Genomic DNA, 17,750 nt, shown 5'->3' with positions numbered 1-17,750 from the left:
TATATTCCTTAAATAAAGCTGCTTCAAAGCAGCTTTATTTTTGTTTACAACTTTGTTGCTTGACGCTATCTTCTTTAGAACCTATAATTTAATTGAACGATTAAAAATTTTACAACAATAAAATTATTCTGCAAGGGAGCTGTTAAATCATGCAGTCTATTATGGAAAAACTTCCCAAACTTCCTGATAAAAAGAAACTTGTTGCCGGAGCTGCCGTTGTCGTACTGGCAGCCGCAGGCTGGCAGCTTTACAGCAGTATTATGCATAAGCCACAGGAGGCAAACTACATCCCCATCGTCCGGACTATGACGATCGGCGAAAGCATTGTCGATTCCTCCACCGTTTATCCAGGTGAGGTGCGCGGCCGCTACGAAAGCCAGCTGGCCTTCCAGACTGCCGGCAGAATCGCTTCCCGTCTTGTCAACGTAGGCGACCGGGTACACGCCGGCCAGATTCTGATGACCATCGACCCGAAGGACGTAAACCAAAGCGTAGAAGCTGCCAATGCGCAGCTGGCATCCGCAGTTGCCAACCAAAAGCTGGCAGCCGACAATGCGGCACGCTTTAACAAGCTGTATGCCGGCGGTGCTGTAAGCGAAGCAACGCGCGACCAATACAATACCCAGCTGGAGGCAGCCAATGCTACCCTGCGCCAGGCACAGGCCAACGCCAACGCCAGCGGCAACCAGCTGAGCTACACGCAGCTGACGAGTGATGCCGACGGCGTTGTGGCAGCCATCACCGGCGAAGCAGGCCAGGTAACGGCAGCCGGTACGCCGATGGTCACCATCGTGCGCAGCGGTGAGCGTGAAATCCAGATAAACGTGCCGGAAAACGTCAAGCTGAGCGTCGGCCAGCAGGCGGATATCAGCTTCTGGGCGCTTCCCGATGTTACGGCGAAGGGCACTGTCCGCGAAATATCGCCTATTGCCGACAGCATTACACGTACCTATAAGGTGCGCGTTGCTGTGCCGCAGCTGCCTGCAGAAGCCAAGCTCGGCATGACTGCCAAGGTCAGCTTTAAGGACGCCGCTGCGTCCGAGGACGAGCTGGTTATCCCGGCAACAGCACTGTATCAGGTAAATGGCAAGACTCAGGTCTGGCTGGTGCGCAATAACCGCGCTGTGCTGCAGGACGTTAAGGTTGCCGGCTATGTAGGCAACAATGTGCGTCTGGCAGGCGGCTTAAACAAGGGTGATATTCTGATAACCGCCGGCCTCAGCAAGCTTGTCGATAACCAACAGGTGCGTCTGACCAAAGGCGGTGATATCTAATGTCAAACAACGAAAAGCATCATGCGAACTGGGCAGAATGGGCTATTAACCATCGCCAGTTAGTTTACTTCTTCGCTGTGCTTGTGCTGATTATGGGTATGTTTTCCTTTAAATCGCTCGGACGCAGCGAGGACCCCAGCTTTGCCGTCAAGCAGATGGTAGTATCCGCAGCCTGGCCCGGCGCCAGCGCCAAGGATGTTGAGATGCATCTGACCAATACGCTGGAAAAGCAGATTCAAAGTCTGCCGCAGGTTAAAAAAATCACCAGCTATTCGCGTCCCGGCGTCTGCGTTATTACCGTAGCGCTCAAGGATGAGGTTGCCGGCAACACGGTACGTCAGCGCTGGCTGGAGCTGCGCAATATCGTCAACGACGGCAAAAAGGACTTGCCGTCGGGTACCGTAGGTCCGTTTTATAACGACCGTTTTGATGATGTTTACGGCAATATCTACGCAATTACCGGTGACGGCTTCACCTATGAGGATATGCGTAAATACGCCGAAAAAATTAAGCTCGACTTCTTCAGCGTGCCTGATGTCAAAAAGGTTGAGCTGGTGGGCGTGCAGCCGGAGAAAATCTTCGTGCAGATGCAAACCGCCAAGCTATCACAGCTGGGACTGGATATCAACAGCATTGCCAACACCATCAAAGCACAGACCTCGGTCAATGCCAGCGGTATGATTGAGGCTGATACAGCCAACTCCTACCTGCGCATTACCGGCAGCCCCGATAGCGTGGAAAATATTGCTGCCATCCCCATCAATGCCAATGGGCGTGTCTTCCGCCTGGGTGATATCGCAACCATCACCCGCGGTTATGCAGACCCGCCGGAAACAATGATGTACTATAACGGCAAGCCCGCAGTCGGCATCGCACTTTCTATGGAGGACGGCGGCGATAACATCAAGCTCGGTGAAAATCTGGCCAAGGAAATCGCCCGCATCCAAAAGGAGCTGCCGCTGGGACTGGAGCTTAATCAGGTTGCCAACCAGCCTGAGGTAGTAAAAAAATCCATCAGCGAATTCTCCGAAAGCCTTTACGAGGCAATTATCATCGTGCTGGTAGTCAGCCTGATGACGCTCGGACGCCGCAGCGGTTACGTAATTTCCTGCTGCATCCCGCTGATTTTGTTAGGCTCCTTCTGCGCCATGTTCGCTTTGGGCATTGATTTGCATAAGGTATCCCTGGGCGCACTGGTTGTTTCCCTGGGTATGCTGGTCGATGACGCCATCGTCGTTGTTGAGCTGATGGAGGTAAAAATGTCCGAAGGCATGCCGCGTAAGGAAGCAGCCTCCTATGCCTTCAAAACCTGCGCCTGGCCGCTTTTGACAGGCACCACCATCACCTGCCTCGGCTTTATGCCGATTGCCTTCTCTAAGGCCAGCGCTTCGGAATTTGCCTACAGCCTCTTCCCGGTTATGACCGTAACACTGATGCTGTCCTGGCTTGTTTCCGCAACCCTGGCACCGGTATTGGGTTATGAATGGATACGTCCCACTGTTATCAAGCAGGAATCTTATGACAACAGCTTCTACCGCGCCTTCCGCAAGCTGCTGCACTGGGCATTGGGACACCGCATCACGGTTATCGGCATTACTCTGGCAATGCTGGGACTTTCCATGTTCATGCTGCGCTTCGTCAGCCAGGAATTTTTCCCTGCCTCCGTACGTCCGGAGCTTTTAGTAGAGCTTAATATGCCTGAGGGCAGTTCGATTAAAACTACAGATGCCGCAGCACGCAAGCTGACGAATCTGATTAAGGATGATAAAGAATTAGACCATGTTTCCACCTACGTAGGCGAAAGCGCACCGCGCTTTGTGCTGGTAATCGACCCGGTACAACCGCGCGATAACTACGCACAGCTCGTTGTTGTAGCCAAGAGCGTTGAGGACCGCAAAAAACTGGAGAAGCGCATCAGCGAGCTTGCCGCCGAGCATTTGCCGGAGGCTATAGTTTACTCCCGCTCGATTCCGCTCGGTCCGCCTGCTCCCTATCCTGTTATGATCCGCGTCAGCGGCAACAATGACGCACAAGTTAAGGAATATGCGCAAAAAGTGCGCAAGGTGATGGCCGCCAATCCCTACGTCAACATGACACGTCTTGACTGGCTGGAGCAGACCAACGCCGTTAAGCTGAAGGTTGATAATGACAAGCTGCTGCAGATGGGGCTCACACGTCAGACTGTGGCTAACGCTCTGCAGGCACAGGTATCCGGTTATACCGTGGCAACCTACCTGGAGGGCGACCAGCAGATTGGTATCGTTTTCCGCCTGCAGCCTGACCAGCGCGCAGATATTTCGCAGTTGGAAACCATTTCCATTCCTACGAGCCAGGGTGCTGTGCCGCTGTCACAAATTGCGCATCTTGACTACACCAGCGAGGACAATATCATTTGGCGCCGCAACCTGCGTCCTACGATTACCGTTAACGGCGGTATTGTTGACGGAGTTACCGGCAACGATATCACCAAGCAGGTGTACAAGGAGCTGGAGCCTCTGCGCAAGGAGCTGCCTGCCGGTATGAGCATCGAAGTCGGCGGTTCGCTGGAGGACAGCAACGATACATTGAATTATCTGATGAAGCCTATACCGCTGATGCTGCTGCTGATTGTCGTTCTGATTATGCTGCAGATGCAGGATATCCGCAAGCTGCTGGTTATTATGCTGACGGCGCCCATGGGAATAATCGGCGTTATCTTCGGCCTGCTGCTGTTCAATTCCGCGTTGGGCTTTATGGCGGAGCTGGGCATCCTGGCACTCACCGGTACGATTATCCGTAACAGTATGGTGCTGGTTGACCAGATTCAGCAGCATCTTGATGCCGGAATGGAGCCTGCCAAGGCAATTACGGAATCGGCGATTGTGCGTTTCCGTCCTATTATGCTGGCGGCCTTCACTACGGTACTGGGATTGATTCCGATGTTCGCCAGCCAGTTCTGGAATGCGATGGCTGTGGCTATTGCCTGCGGCCTGACCGGTGCAACGCTGCTGACGCTGGTAGTGCTGCCGGTACTGTACGCGATTGTGTTTAAGGTTAAAGCAGAATAGAGTTACATTTATAGGATTTACTAAAAACTGCCTTGCTGAAAATTTCAGCAGGCAGTTTTTTGTGCTATATTTTGTGTTATAAAACATGAGCATCGCAATTATATATCGCGTTGTAACGAAAAAATTTCCCATGAATCGCTTAGTAGCCTAAGGCGTTCACGTTATAAAAAGCAAAGCGATTCACGGACGGTAATTTCGTGCGGAACAACGACGAAATTGCAATAAACTCGCGCTATACGAAGATATTTTGCTGCAGCAGTCAACTTAGCGCTCAAACAGTATTGCAATTTCTGTTATTCCAGGCACTCATTCCCTAAAATTTTTATGTTTTCACTGCGATATATAATCGCTTGCGGAAGTACGCAAAACTAAGCTTATTATTAACCTATGAGTTATGGTAAAGCATTTTTGGCTAAGCTTTTTTGTGCGAGCAAAAAAGCGACTGTTTCCCGCGCTTTCGCAAAGCGCGCCCCTTTCTTGTTACTTCTTTCGGGGACGAAAGAAGTAAATCCACTAATTGTAGTAAAAACTGACGATATTCAATCGTCAATGTACTGCTTTTTTGTCTTGCACTGTTTATGTATTTTTTACTATATCTGTGTTAAAATGGAAGAAGAAAAATTGCTATCATTTTTATCTGTGTTTTTGACTTCTTTGAACAGGATAATTACGTTTATACCTTTAAAAAATGTTGTCTGGAAAATCGGGAGTTGGAGCTTCCCGATGAAGCGACAACCATGATTTTAAACACAAAAGGTACGCATGGCGATATCTCCAAGGACATCAAGAGCTTTTATGATTATGTAAATAACCACATTGTAACTACTGATTTCACCAAGCAGATTGACGATGAAATCAGCTATCTGAAACTCGATACGAAAGTGAGGCGGGAATTTATGCTTATGGAAGCACGTTTGTTAGATGAAAGACGTGAGGGCGAAGCTGTGGGTATTGCCAAAGGCAAGGAAATAGGCATTGCTGAGGGTAAAGAAATAGGCCTTGCTGAGGAAAAACTCGCTACTGCTAAGCGCATGTTGGCTAAGGGATGCTATTCTCTCGAGGTTATCGCTGAGCTTACAAATTTATCTCTCGCTGATGTGGAGAAGCTGAAGGAAGAAGCTTAAGCACTCTAATACTGATTTCACCAAGCAGATTGACGATGAAATCAGCTATCTCAAATCAGATACGAAAGTGAGGCGAGAATTTATGCTTATGGAAGCACGTTTGTTAGATGAAAGACGTGAAGGCGAAGCTGCGGGTATTGCCAAAGGTGAAGCTAAAGAGAAACTCGCTACTGCTAAACGTATGCTGACTAAGGGATGCTATTCTCTCGAGGTTATCGCTGAGCTTACAAATTTGTCTCTAGCTGATGTGGAGAAGCTGAATGAAGAAGCTTAAGCGCGTAAAGCAAGCCTAATACAAAAATAAAAAATTAAACACAAATTACTAAAACCCATGTCCCGCCGAAATCGGCAAGACATGGGTTTTCTTTATTTTCAATGCATGCTTTAATAGCGTGCGCTATTTTTTTATCTTCTGCAATACGCCTGCATCCGCTCAAACAGGTAATCCGCTCCCTTTTCGCCCATAAACGGCATGTGCGTAGCCACAGCGCTGTTCATAAACGGTGCGCTGATAAGCACCTTCATATTATCTGCATCAGCCTGCAGCAGTGCCACATCATCTGCCAAAATAAGTGTATCCTGCAATCCACGGATTACCTGCAGCCAATCGCTCTCTTCAGCGTAGGCTTCCACATCTGCCGCCGGCTCGGCAATCGCCTTCAGGCTGTGCGCACACATTTTATGCAGTACAGTGATGCCGCCCTGCTCCAGAAAGGCACTCACGCCCTGTACCAAATCATAATCGCCCTTAACTACAGCCTTCTTTGGCTTGTTGTTACCCATCATAGTGAAAAGACTGAGTCTGGAAAGGCTCTTTTCCTTTGTTTGCAGGCGTAGCAGTACCATAGAATCCGGCTCCCTGCCTACCGCTTCTCCAACCTGCGCCAAAAAGCTCAGCGTACCGTTGTAACCGTAGGGAACAGCGTAAACATACGGCGTGCCGAATTTTTCCTGCAGGTATTTGGCAGCGGCAAGACCTTCGTTGCCCAGCACAATATTTACCTGTGCAAGGCCCATATCCTCCAGCTCCTCCACGCTCGTGTCGCAGCAAAGGCAGGCATTACAGCTCAGTCCCAACGCTTCGCCAAGCAGGCTCTTAATCTCCCAGATATCGCTTTCCATGCGGTACCGCCACATAGAGGCGCCGATGATGTTGTACACGCCCGCCTCCTGCGCTACATCCTTTTTTGGCAGATTGCGCACGAGCAGCTTATATGTTTCTGCCAAGCCGATACTGTAATCACCGCGGAAGCCTCCCTGTTCAAAGGCTACTAGCTTAGCCTTGACCTCATTTTGCATATAGCGGCACACGCCCTTGATGTCAGTTCCGATGACGGCAGTCACGGAAGAGGCTACGACGAAGATAACCTTCGGCGCATAGCTTTTATCCAATTCAACGATGGCATCCTCCAGGCGTGTTACGTCACCCATTACAACATCATCCTCGCTCATATGCGTAGTGAACATGCGGTTTTGAAAGCGCAGGCCCAAGCCGCCGTATAAGCCCATGCTGTAATGCGTAGTACCCGCAGGGCCGTATTCCAGCACGATGGCTCCCTGTACGGCCAAAAGGCTCCAGATAATTCCCATTCTGTCCGACGGTGTCGGTAAAAATCTAACTAAGCTCACAGGCCTGCCTCCTTTCTGAATACTTTGGCATCAGCCACAGCCTGCTGCAAAATTTTCAGCAGGAAGGTGTTGCATTCAAAGCCCAGCATTTTTCCTGCCGGGTCGCTGTGCAGCTGCGCAATTCCCTTGCGGCGCAAACGTTCACCAAATTCATGTCCTATGTAAATCCACGGATGTAGTACATCATAAACATATTGCAGCGGTGCTATATTAGCCGCCTTGCAGACATACGGGTCGGTAGTCGCCAGAATGCCTTTGATATCCTCAAAATGCTCTTGGCGCAGCTTATTGCTCTGAATCAGCTGCGGCACAAGGCCTAAACGGCACAGATAGCTGTTAAGCTCAAAGCAGTCGTACTGCGTATTGCCGAAAATATACGGTACTCCCTGTACAACAGGCAGCGTTTTCTGCTCCAACACCTTGCATTCGTCGAATTTTGCATTGACCTCCGCAGGCAGCGGCAGCTCTAGATAAGCAAACAGATGCTGATAGGCCTGCAGAATCTTTTCCGGTGCAGCAAAGCGGTTGAAGTAAACATAATGAATGTTATACTGCTCCTGCATAGCCTGCGCCAACGGCAGAGCAATATCATTGACAACAATATTGACCTTCGCTGCCGGAGCATGACGAATATCATCACTTGTGCAGCCGCTTGGCAGCTGTACGCCGATTTTCACGCTGGACTTTTGCAGCAACGCATACAGCTCCGTATCTGCAAAATCTCCGAAGCGCTGTCCCAAAACGTTGACACTGCCATCACCTTCCTGCGCCTGCATGATGCTTTGGCAGGCTGTAATGGCGCGTTCGAAGCCGGGGAAATGGTCCTCGCATTTAAAGTGCTCGGTATGCACCGCCATTACCGGAATGCTGTACTGCTTTGTCAGCTCCTCGGCAATGGCATCATAATCATCCCCGATAACCTCAATAACGCAAGTAGTCACAAGCATTACGCATTTAGGACTATACTCCGCTACAATCTCTTTGAACGCCTTGTGCATGCTTTCCGCACTGCCAAAGGTTACATCATGGCTGTTCAATACTACCGAAACGCAACGTCCGTTAATGCCACCGTAGCGGTCGCTGAGAGTCAGGCTTTTAGTATAATAGCTGCATTCATCCGTCCCGACGATAATCAGCAGACAATCCTTAATACCGCCTGCAATCATAGCAGCGCCCATCAGAGGGCAGTGGGTACCGGGAAAAAGAGCTGTTGTCAGCTGCGGAATATCCTTTATTGTCTGCACTCTGCTCAACCGGTTCAGACGGCCTAAAAGCTCGTTGCCGTCCATGCCCACAGCCTGCTGCGGCCCGCTCAGTTTTTCCTGCAGCTTGCGCCTCGCCTTTTCTTGTAAATCCATCTTTTTCTCCTATTCCTCTTCGTCCACGCTGAGCTCCAGAACACGCTCGGCCAGCTCGTTATATACATTTACCATTGGAGAATCCTTGACGAATTCGCTGACGGTACCGCCCTGATTTTCGGCGATCTGGATGTCGCCGCTGCGCGGAACATACTGCACAACCTCGGTACCGATTTCCTCCGCAGCTTTAGTAACCAACTCCTGCTCATTCTCAATGTTTTTGGCGTTGAGGATGATGCCCTTCAGGCGTGCATAACCGCGACGGCCAAAGTTTTTGATTGCCTGGGCAATATTATTCGCCGCATACAAAGCCATCATTTCGCCGGAGGATACGATGAATACCTCGCGTGCGTAGCCGCCGCGAATCGGCATAGCAAAGCCGCCGCAGACTACGTCACCCAATACGTCATAGATAACGATGTCAGGCTTATAGGTTTCAAAGGCCTCCAACTCTGCCAGCTTTTCAAAGGCAGAAATAATACCGCGGCCTGCGCAGCCGATGCCCGGAGTAGGTCCGCCGGCCTCTACGCACAGTACGCCGCCGAAGCCTTCAAAAACAATATCTTCCAGCTTCAAGGACTCGCCCTTTTCCTTTAATTGCTCCAATACTGTCGGAATGCGTTTGCCCTCCATAAGGTTTTTGGTACTATCACTCTTCGGGTCACAGCCTACCTGCATAACCTTGTAGCCCTTTAAGGCCAGTGCTGCCGATAAATTGGAGGTGGTGGTGGATTTGCCGATACCGCCCTTACCGTAAATTGCAATTTTTCTCATAACCTTCTCCTTTTATGTTTTGTAATAGCCGGGAAATGTTCTGAACATAAACTTTCCCCATACCATATATTTACATATTCTAAAAAACAAGCAGGAACTATTTTTCGTAGTTCACTGCTTGTTTTTTTATTATAGGGTTGTGCGCATAATACGTTTTAATTCTTCCAGATTTTTCATCACATACTGACTGGAGCAATGCATATATTTCATCGGCACAATAACAACCTTGCCGGTTTGCACGGCTGAAACAGTCTGATAGCTGGGATCATTTAAAATTTCTTCCTTGCGTATCTCTGCATTTTTGTGTTGTCCGCCAAAGGACCAGTCCAACACTATTATTCTTTGGGGATTCATAGCAATAATCTGTTCCTTGCTGAGATAAGAGGACTGCGGAAAATCGTACTTTGCAGCCATATTTTCAATATTACATGCTTCGCAGATGCTGGCAGGCATCGAGCCCTTTTGACCGATACCGCCGTTAGGATGAATCAGCAGAACACTTTCGATTTTCTGTCCACCGGCAGAAGCCTTAAGATATGCAGCAACCTTTTCTGCCAGGCTGTCGGCAGCAGCCTTAGTATCTGCTACCTCACCCACAATTTTAATATAATCCGGAATTTCCTGTATAGTCTTGGGCTGACGCAAGACACAGGTCTTGATGCCGACACTGTCAAGAGTGTCCGCCAGCTCGTTAGCTCTGCCGTCAGTCAGAATAACAAGATCCGGTTTAAATTTCATAATCTGCTCAGGATTATTTTCGCATACAGGTATGCCCTTCAGCTTTTCGTAGCAGTTCGACAAATCCTCTTCCCTTGCCCACATATCCGTAGCAATTATCCGTTCTGTCGGTATAAGGTCCGTCAAAATATCTGTAGCGCTGTAATTTAAGCAAACTATTCTTTTAGGTGCTGATGCAAAGGTTATTTTCTTGCCTCTGGCATCAACAACGGTATAACCGCTGCCCTGCTCCTGCGCGGACAAGGACTCCTTGCCACAGCCGGTGACTAACAATAAAGACAATGCCATTATTACCAGAAACAGCTTTTTCATTGTTCACCTTCAAAGCATTTTATTAAAATGTTCTTTCATAAGTAATGAACCAGTCACGGTACGGCAGCAGACAGCCTCTGGAAGCAGCCATCTCTTCGGTTCTGTTCAGAATGTTGTTGACAGCAAATTTCACGCTGTTTTCTTTATCGAACTGATAGGTAGCATTAAAGCTCAGATATTGCTTGATGCCATTGCCGGAATACGGTGCGTAAGACAGATAACGCATAGCAGCATATTGATGTAACAGGTTGGTTGCCAGCTTGCCGTTTTTATAGCCTAAAACGCTGTTAATCAGCAGCTTATCATCGCAGTTTCTGAAATCGGCACCCGGTTTATCAATCTGCTTAGGATCGGAATATGCAACAGAGGTCTTGAAGCTCCAGTGGTCGCTCAAAACGCCTTCATAGGAAACCTCTAAGCCGGTGTTTTTGAATTTATTGGCATTGACAACCATGCTGTGGTCATCGTCGATTTTCTGCGTAAAGATTCTGTTGCTGATATCCAGATGGTACAAAGAAACCTTTAAGAATTCACGCGGAGACAACAGCTTCTTCCAGCCGATTTCATAGTTCCAGCCGGTTTCGGGGCCAAGGTTATCATTGAAAATCATAGAATCGCTGTCGGAATATTGGTCACCGATGGTAGGCATACGGAAGGATTTGTTGACGTTCAGGAACACGGTATCCTTATTGTTAAGCTTGTGCAGTAATTGTAAGGACGGCAGGAATTCATTCTTCATATCGTCATACATTACTTCACGGCCGCCGAAGGATAAGGTTGTTTTGTCGGTCATGTTGTCAACAGCCTGAATATATACAGCCTTTCTGTGACGTTTAATCATATCCAGGTCGAAGGATGTGCCTTTAACGTTACCGTGAGAATCTGCTTCCAAAGCCACTTCCGCACCGGCAGTAATGTTGAACTTGCCGATATCAAAATTATACTTAGCATCTACGCCATAGTTCCAGCTGGTTCTGCGCAGGGATTTTTTAGGCATAAGCTCGTAAGCTACGTTATAAGCATTGTTTTTGTATTTACGCTTCTGACCGAATACGGTAACATCCAAGCCTTTGTTGTTGTATGCTACATTAAGATCATGGAAAACGATATTGGTTTCGTTGGAGCCTGTCTTTTTGAGGGCAGTAAACTTATCGTAATCGTTCTGGTTATCGGTAAGCATATATCTCATAGATAAATTATCATTTGGCTTATACTTTAACATAGCACTGTGTTTTTCCATCCACATGCCTTTAGAGGTTTTCTTCGCGGTATACCAGTTACGTTCCGCAATTCTGTCATGTGTATATGCCATAGCGAATTTATCTTCGCTTACATTCAAGGTAGCCAGACGCTTGCCTCTGCTGCCGTAGCCTGCACTTGCGGAAATTTGCGGAGTCTGCTTAGTAACAATATTGATAACACCGGTCAAGGTATCGGTGCCGTAAAGAACTGCGCCGGTACCGCGGATTATTTCGATTCTTTCAACAGCATTAACGGGAATAGCGTCCAGGTTACCGAAGCCCTGCATATTTAAAGGAACACCGTCAACCAGAATAGTCGGGTTACGGCTTGCGCCGGTCAGACCTCTCATACCAAACGTAGAGCCAACACCGGTAGGTTGAGCGGCAATCGCACCCGCAGCATATTCCAATACTTCCTGTACGTTGCTGCCGTTGTAGTTTTTAATATCTTCCGCAGTGAAAATTTCGGTAGTAGCAGGAGTATTCAGCTCCTGCTTAATTTTCTCCTGAGAAGCTGTTACTACAATTTCGTCCAAATTATATTGATCCAGCTTTTCTGCTGCAAAGCTTACGCTTTGAGGCAAAATTCCCAAAATAATGAATAAAGCGGCAACTTTTTTTCGGTTCAGTTTCAACATAAAAATACAATACCTCCTAACAACTTCATCATACACTCATGCACTAACTCAATGCTAATACTCTAGCATTATTATGTTGTTTATGTTATGATGATACAGTATACTCCATATAGTAACTATAATGTCAATAGGAGAGATTTTTAAATGATAGACAAAAGCAATTTCTTTTACGCAAGTGACTTGGCGCAATTATATAACATATCAAAACAGACGCTGATTTTCTACGATAAAAAGGATTTGTTTAAGCCTGATTATGTAGATTCGAACGGTTATCGCATGTACTCGCTGAAACAGTTTTTCATCTTGGGAATTATTTTGGATTTGAAAACAATGGGCTTCCACCTTAACGATATAAAGAATTTTTTGGAGCACCGCACCCCTGAAGATACGCTTTCTCTGCTCAATAAGCAATTACATAAATTGACAAAGCAAATAGAACTCACTACAAAATTATGTGATAATATAAAATCTAAAATTAATACTATAAACATCTACAATGATTGCAAACTGAACGAAATTACCTTGTCCTATAGAGAAGCGGAATATTTTTTGGTAAGTGAGCAAATCCCGCTTTCGTTACCGCAAAAGGAACGTTTTTTAGCTGCTGCCACCCTGCTGAATTCGGCTGTCGACCAAAACGGGCTTAAAGAATATAGTATCAGCGGTTTTATTTTTAATGACACAATTACCGATTTTTCTCCGGAATCCTACAAAGTTTTCTGCAAGACTAATAAAAAAAGGCACAATTACATAAAGCCTTACGGCCTGTATCTGCAAATCTGCGTTAATACCAATTTTGCCGACGCGGTAAATACAGCAAAACCGTTTTTAATTAAATTTTGTCAAGCACTGAATTTAAAAACAAATAATATTATTTATATCAAAACATTAAGAAATTACTGGTCAACCGATTCGCATGACAACTTCATTTCTAAAATAGAAGTACCCGTATTATAAGCGGATTATAGTAAGTATAATGTTCGCAGGAAAAGTTCCTCTTCCCTTGACATTCTCCTGAATTTCAAGTAAACTTAAACCATGTTCTTCCAAAACTGCAGGTAACATTACGCTTCCAGCAACCTTACCTGCGGACAATTAAATAAGCAGTATATCCTGCAGATGCACTTTTTCTGCAGAAGCTTAAGCAAGGCCATTTATCTGGTACATTCTAAGAGTAGTACGAACTGACGATTTTTTAATCGCCAGGGTACTGCTCTTTTTTGTTTTTGCGCTGCTTATGTATTTTTTATTGCATCTGTGTTAAAATGAAAGGAGAAAAACCATGCAAGACCTGGCAACAAAATTTGAGAACCTGACTATCCAAAGCGATTTCATCTTCAAGAAAGTTATGTCGCGCAAGCGCATCTGCAAGCATCTGTTGGAGGAGCTGCTGCAAATTGAGATTGCGGATATCAACTATCTGGAGGCAGAAAAGACGCTTGAGCCTGAGTACACCAGCCGCGGCATCCGCCTTGATATCATCGTAGCAGACGATAAACACACGCATTATAATCTGGAGATGCAGGTGAAAAACAATAAAAATCCCGAAACGGATACCTACGTCCTGCCCAAGCGTTCCCGTTATTATCAGGCGCTGCTTGATATTGATTTGCTGCAGAAGGGACAGCCGTATGACCTGCTGCCACCGACCTTTATCATTTTTATCTGCGTTTTTGATTTCTTTGAACAGGATAATTATGTCTATACCTTTAAAAAGCGTTGTCTGGAGAATTTGGAGCTGGAGCTTCCGGATGAAGCAACCACTATGCTGTTGAATACTAAGGGTACGCATGGCGACATCTCCAAGGACATCAAAAGCTTTTATGATTATGTAAACAACCACATTGTAACTACTGATTTTACTAAACAGATTGACGATGAAATCAGCTATCTCAAATTAGATACGAAAGTGAGGCGGGAATTTATGCTTATGGAAGCACGTTTATTAGATGAGAGGCGTGAAGGCAAGGCTGAGGGCATTGCTGAAGGCGAAGCTATCGGTCTTGCTAAGGGCGAAGCTGAACATAAACTTAAAGTCGCTAAGCTCATGCTGGCTAAAGGTTGCTATTCTCTGCAGGAAATCACGGAACTTTCCGGTTTATCTCTCGCTGATGTGGAGAAGCTAAAGGAAGAGTCTTAACCACATTGTAACTACTGATTTCACCAAGCAGATTGACGATGAAATCAGCTATCTGAAACTCGATACGAAAGTGAGGCGAGAATTTATGCTTATGGAAGCACGTTTATTAGATGAAAGACGTGAAGGCAAGGCTGAGGGCATTGCTGAAGGCAAGGAAATCGGACTTGCTGAAGGCGAAGCAAATGCCAACATTGCTACTGCTAAACGTATGCTAGCTAAGGGATGCTATTCTCTCGAGGTTATCGCTGAACTTACAAATTTATCTCTCGCTGATGTGGAGAAGCTGAAGGAAGAAGCTTAAGCACGTAAAGCAAGCCTAATACCAAAATAAAAAATTAAACACAAAGCACTAAAAACCCATGTCCCGCCGAAATCGGCAAGACATGGGTTTTCTGTATTCTCAGTGCACACTTTAAGAGCGTGCGCTATTTTTATTTTATTATCTTCTGCAGTACGCCTGCATCCGCAAGCCTCTGCTTTACTCCTTCTGATACAAATTATAATAACGCCCTTTGCGCGCCAGCAGCTCCTCATGGCTGCCGCACTCCGCAACAGCGCCCTCGTCAAGCACCACAATCTTGTCTGCATGACGGATAGTGGAAAGACGGTGCGCAATAATCAGCGTAGTACGTCCTACCGCCAGCTCGTCGAGCTCCTTTTGTATCTGCTGCTCCGTAATATTGTCGAGCGCACTTGTAGCCTCATCCAACACTACTACCGGAGGATTTTTGAGGAAGACACGCGCAATCGCCAAACGCTGCTTCTGGCCGCCGCTCAGCTTCACGCCGCGCTCACCAACCTCGGTATCGTAGCCTGCAGGCAGCTTTTGAATGAACTCATCCGCCGCCGCAGCCTTCGCTGCCGCCTGCACCTCGTCCGCTGTCGCATCCGGTTTGGCGTAGGCTATGTTGTAGCGCACGCTGTCGCCGAAGAGAAAGACATCCTGCTGCACCAGGCCGATTTGCCTGCGCAGTGATTCCTGCGTAAATTCACGGATATCGCAGCCGTCCAGCAGAATTCTGCCGCTTTGAGGCTCGTAAAAGCGCAGCAAAAGGCTGGCGATAGTTGTTTTGCCTGCTCCCGTAGCGCCCACAAAGGCCACAGTTTCACCTGCTGCCACGCTCAGCGAAAGGTTGCGGATAACAGGTCTGCCGTCCGCATAGGCAAAGCTGACGTTATCAAAGGTGATGTTCCCCTTGCATGGCGGGCAGATTTTAGCATCCGGTGCATCAATAATCTCGGGCTTTTCCTGCAGCAGCTCATAAAAACGCTTGAAGCCTGCCATGCCGCGCTGATATACCTGAATGAAGCCTAAAAGCTGCATCAGCGGCTTCATAAACAGGCCCACGTAGAGGAAGAAGGCCACCAGCTCACCGAAGCTCATCAGTCCCTGATTTATCAGCAGACCGCCAACGACTAATATCGCCACATTGATAAAGTTGCTGAAGAAAATCATACTGCCGACGAAATAAGATGTTATTTTGAAGGATTTTTTACATACTGTCAGATAGGCATCCGCCTTTTCCATAAACTGCGCCATATCGCTGCGCTCGCCCGCGAAGGCTTTGATCAGACGCACGCCGTTAATGCTTTCCGCAGCCTTGCCCGTTACCTCGCCCATTGCCACACGATTGGCAAAGAAGGCCTTTTTCATGCGCAGGTTGACGAAAACGGTATGCACTGCCTTCACCAGAAGCAGGAAGGCAATAAGGCTGCCCAGCATAGGATTCATGTAAATAAGAATAACCATCGTGCCGCCCATCGTCAGCCCGCAGACGATAAGATCAATCGGCGCATTGCCTGCGAAGCCGTTAATTTCGCTCAAATCGCTTGTGAGGCGTGACAGCAGCTGCCCGCTTTTGTTTTTATCATAAAAGCCGAAGGACAGCTTCTGCAGATGGCTGAACAAATCATGGCGCATATCACGTTCCATGGAATAGCTCATGGACTGCGCCCAGTATATAATGCCAAAATGCATGCCAAAGTTTACCAGATACATGGCAAGCAGTGCTGCCGACCATTTAAGAAGCAGCGGCAGATTCTTAAGCGGCAGCTGCTGTTCCAACATCAGCTTCACTACATAGGGAAAGAACAGCTCGAGCAGCGCACGCAGCAGCGAGCCAATCACGAGAAAGAGCAGGATGCTCTTATATGGTTTATAATAGCTGAGAAATGTTTTGAACATAAAGCTTTCCTATCCTCTATTCATATATATTCTAAAGCGCGGGCAGCAGCTTTTGCCGATGTGCCTGGCGTAAAACGCTGCCGCGGCGTTATATACTTTCTTTTATGATGATACAGTCTACACTATATAGCAGGTATAAAGTCAATAGGATGTGTTCTTAAATAATATCATAAAGCGAGTTATTTGCCAATTGCTATAACGCAAGCGCTTCACTAAAAAACTGCCCTTCTGAAAATTGAAAGGCAGTTTTTTGTGTTGCTTCAGCCTTACTCGGCAAGCAGCTTGCCTGCTTCCGCCAGCTTAGCCATTGCTTCGTCATCGGGAGCACCCAGCGCCAGTACGCCGTCAGCTACAAGTGTCGCACCCGCGTCCTTAACGCGTGCTTCCCAATCCTGCATATAGCTTCCGCCCCAGCCATAGGAGCCGAACAGAGCAACCTTCTTGCCAGCAAGCTTGTCTTCAAGTTCAGTGAAGAACGGCTCAAATTCACATTCCTCAAGCACCTCTGCGCCCATTGCCGGGCAGCCCAGTGCCAATGCGTCATAGCCTGCAGCCTCGTCAGCGCTGATCTCGCTGACATTTTTTACAACAGCCTCCGCACCGGCAGCGTTAATTGCTTCGGCAATAGCGTCAGCCATCATTTGTGTGTTACCGGTACCGGTCCAAAAAATTACAGGAATTTGTTTCATAGTTCAATTGCCTCCTTATAATGTAGCCACAGCTACCTTGAGCGACATGCCTGCCGCCAGTTTTTGCAATATAATATCACGAAAAAGCTCATAGGCCGCAAAGATGCTGCGTGCCTTGGGCACATCGCCATAAACCTTCCAATAGCCGCTGTACTTGCAGTCCGTTCCCTTGTTGAGCACAAAGCCCAGAATATCCTCAAGCGGATAGCCGAGGAAGACACCGATTTCATGTGGAAAGGTCTTCTGTGTATTCAGCCGCTGCTCAAGCCTATACAGGTAATCTTCTGCAGAAGCTCCGGCTTCATAGCCTGCGGCAATAAGATACGCCTGATAGCCGGGATTACGCAGTGCCTGCGCCAGCTGCTCCTCATTATAGACCAAAATGAGCACACGCTTAGTACATGCGCACAGACGACGGAAGACTATTCCCCGCTCTGCGAACTGAGCGTTGTACTGTACAAGCAGCGCGTCTATTTCTTCAGCATCGTCAGGCATCAGCGAAAGTAGATTCGCTGGTTTTATGCCTGCCAATACAGGCGCGCAGTTATACGCCAAGAGCTCGTCGAACGACGTAAATCCAAACAGCTTCATAGATTTCATC

At 47.4% G+C, this 17,750-nt stretch carries 15 protein-coding genes; 7 read left to right on the top strand and 8 right to left on the bottom strand.

The window, feature by feature from the left end; all coding sequences use genetic code 11:
• The first annotated feature begins 149 nt into the window (after nt 1-149).
• The 4 genes from Q7Q81_RS02120 to Q7Q81_RS02105 all read left to right on the top strand — a co-directional run bounded on the left by Q7Q81_RS02120 (nt 150) and on the right by Q7Q81_RS02105 (nt 5,719).
• Nucleotides 150-1,274 (top strand): efflux RND transporter periplasmic adaptor subunit, encoded by a 1,125-nt coding sequence (locus Q7Q81_RS02120; RefSeq protein ID WP_304273324.1) that lies wholly within the window; start codon nt 150-152, stop codon nt 1,272-1,274.
• Complete coding sequence (locus tag Q7Q81_RS02115) at nt 1,274-4,321, top strand: efflux RND transporter permease subunit (RefSeq protein WP_304273322.1); 3,048 nt, start codon at nt 1,274-1,276, stop codon at nt 4,319-4,321. The genes Q7Q81_RS02120 and Q7Q81_RS02115 overlap by 1 nt, the downstream gene beginning before the upstream one ends.
• Before the next feature lie 620 nt (nt 4,322-4,941).
• Entirely contained in the window at nt 4,942-5,445 is a 504-nt protein-coding gene (locus tag Q7Q81_RS02110; RefSeq protein WP_368502101.1) for an Rpn family recombination-promoting nuclease/putative transposase, read from the top strand.
• An 82-nt stretch (nt 5,446-5,527) separates the two neighbouring features.
• Nucleotides 5,528-5,719, top strand: coding sequence for a hypothetical protein (locus Q7Q81_RS02105; RefSeq protein WP_304273320.1), 192 nt, complete (start codon nt 5,528-5,530; stop codon nt 5,717-5,719).
• A 131-nt stretch (nt 5,720-5,850) separates the two neighbouring features.
• Here Q7Q81_RS02105 and Q7Q81_RS02100 read toward each other — a convergent pair whose 3' ends face one another.
• From Q7Q81_RS02100 to Q7Q81_RS02080, 5 genes are all read right to left on the bottom strand, one after another.
• Entirely contained in the window at nt 5,851-7,074 is a 1,224-nt protein-coding gene (locus Q7Q81_RS02100) for a nitrogenase component 1 (protein WP_304273319.1), read from the bottom strand.
• Entirely contained in the window at nt 7,071-8,432 is a 1,362-nt protein-coding gene (locus Q7Q81_RS02095) for a nitrogenase component 1 (RefSeq protein ID WP_304273317.1), read from the bottom strand. The genes Q7Q81_RS02100 and Q7Q81_RS02095 overlap by 4 nt, the downstream gene beginning before the upstream one ends.
• Nucleotides 8,433-8,441: 9 nt before the next feature.
• Nucleotides 8,442-9,206 carry a nitrogenase iron protein NifH gene (locus Q7Q81_RS02090; RefSeq protein WP_304273315.1) on the bottom strand — a complete coding sequence of 255 codons (765 nt, stop codon included), beginning with the start codon at nt 9,204-9,206 and terminating at the stop codon, nt 8,442-8,444.
• A 129-nt stretch (nt 9,207-9,335) separates the two neighbouring features.
• Nucleotides 9,336-10,256: an ABC transporter substrate-binding protein gene (locus Q7Q81_RS02085; RefSeq protein ID WP_304273313.1), complete on the bottom strand. Its 921-nt coding sequence runs from the start codon at nt 10,254-10,256 to the stop codon at nt 9,336-9,338.
• Nucleotides 10,257-10,278: 22 nt separating this feature from the next.
• Nucleotides 10,279-12,135 (bottom strand): TonB-dependent receptor plug domain-containing protein, encoded by a 1,857-nt coding sequence (locus Q7Q81_RS02080; RefSeq protein ID WP_304273312.1) that lies wholly within the window; start codon nt 12,133-12,135, stop codon nt 10,279-10,281.
• 144 nt (nt 12,136-12,279) lie between these two features.
• Between Q7Q81_RS02080 and Q7Q81_RS02075 the strand changes: the two genes are divergently transcribed.
• The 3 genes from Q7Q81_RS02075 to Q7Q81_RS02065 all read left to right on the top strand — a co-directional run bounded on the left by Q7Q81_RS02075 (nt 12,280) and on the right by Q7Q81_RS02065 (nt 14,576).
• A complete protein-coding gene (locus Q7Q81_RS02075; protein WP_304273311.1) occupies nt 12,280-13,092 on the top strand; it encodes a MerR family DNA-binding transcriptional regulator in 813 nt (270 codons plus the stop codon).
• 325 nt (nt 13,093-13,417) lie between these two features.
• Nucleotides 13,418-14,275 carry an Rpn family recombination-promoting nuclease/putative transposase gene (locus Q7Q81_RS02070; protein WP_304273309.1) on the top strand — a complete coding sequence of 286 codons (858 nt, stop codon included), beginning with the start codon at nt 13,418-13,420 and terminating at the stop codon, nt 14,273-14,275.
• Nucleotides 14,276-14,360: 85 nt separating this feature from the next.
• A complete protein-coding gene (locus Q7Q81_RS02065; protein WP_304222257.1) occupies nt 14,361-14,576 on the top strand; it encodes a hypothetical protein in 216 nt (71 codons plus the stop codon).
• A 177-nt stretch (nt 14,577-14,753) separates the two neighbouring features.
• Here Q7Q81_RS02065 and Q7Q81_RS02060 read toward each other — a convergent pair whose 3' ends face one another.
• From Q7Q81_RS02060 to Q7Q81_RS02050, 3 genes are all read right to left on the bottom strand, one after another.
• A complete protein-coding gene (locus tag Q7Q81_RS02060) occupies nt 14,754-16,460 on the bottom strand; it encodes an ABC transporter ATP-binding protein (RefSeq protein ID WP_304273307.1) in 1,707 nt (568 codons plus the stop codon).
• Nucleotides 16,461-16,726: 266 nt separating this feature from the next.
• Nucleotides 16,727-17,149, bottom strand: a complete 423-nt coding sequence (locus tag Q7Q81_RS02055; RefSeq protein ID WP_304273305.1) for a flavodoxin — start codon at nt 17,147-17,149, stop codon at nt 16,727-16,729.
• Nucleotides 17,150-17,164: 15 nt separating this feature from the next.
• Entirely contained in the window at nt 17,165-17,740 is a 576-nt protein-coding gene (locus tag Q7Q81_RS02050; RefSeq protein ID WP_304273303.1) for a DUF3793 family protein, read from the bottom strand.
• Between the last annotated feature and the right edge of the window lie 10 nt (nt 17,741-17,750).

Origin of the sequence: Phascolarctobacterium succinatutens, assembly GCF_958453765.1 — a bacterium.
Lineage (GTDB): Bacteria > Bacillota > Negativicutes > Acidaminococcales > Acidaminococcaceae > Phascolarctobacterium_A > Phascolarctobacterium_A succinatutens_B.
This window is presented reverse-complemented; position numbering and strand designations above follow the sequence as displayed.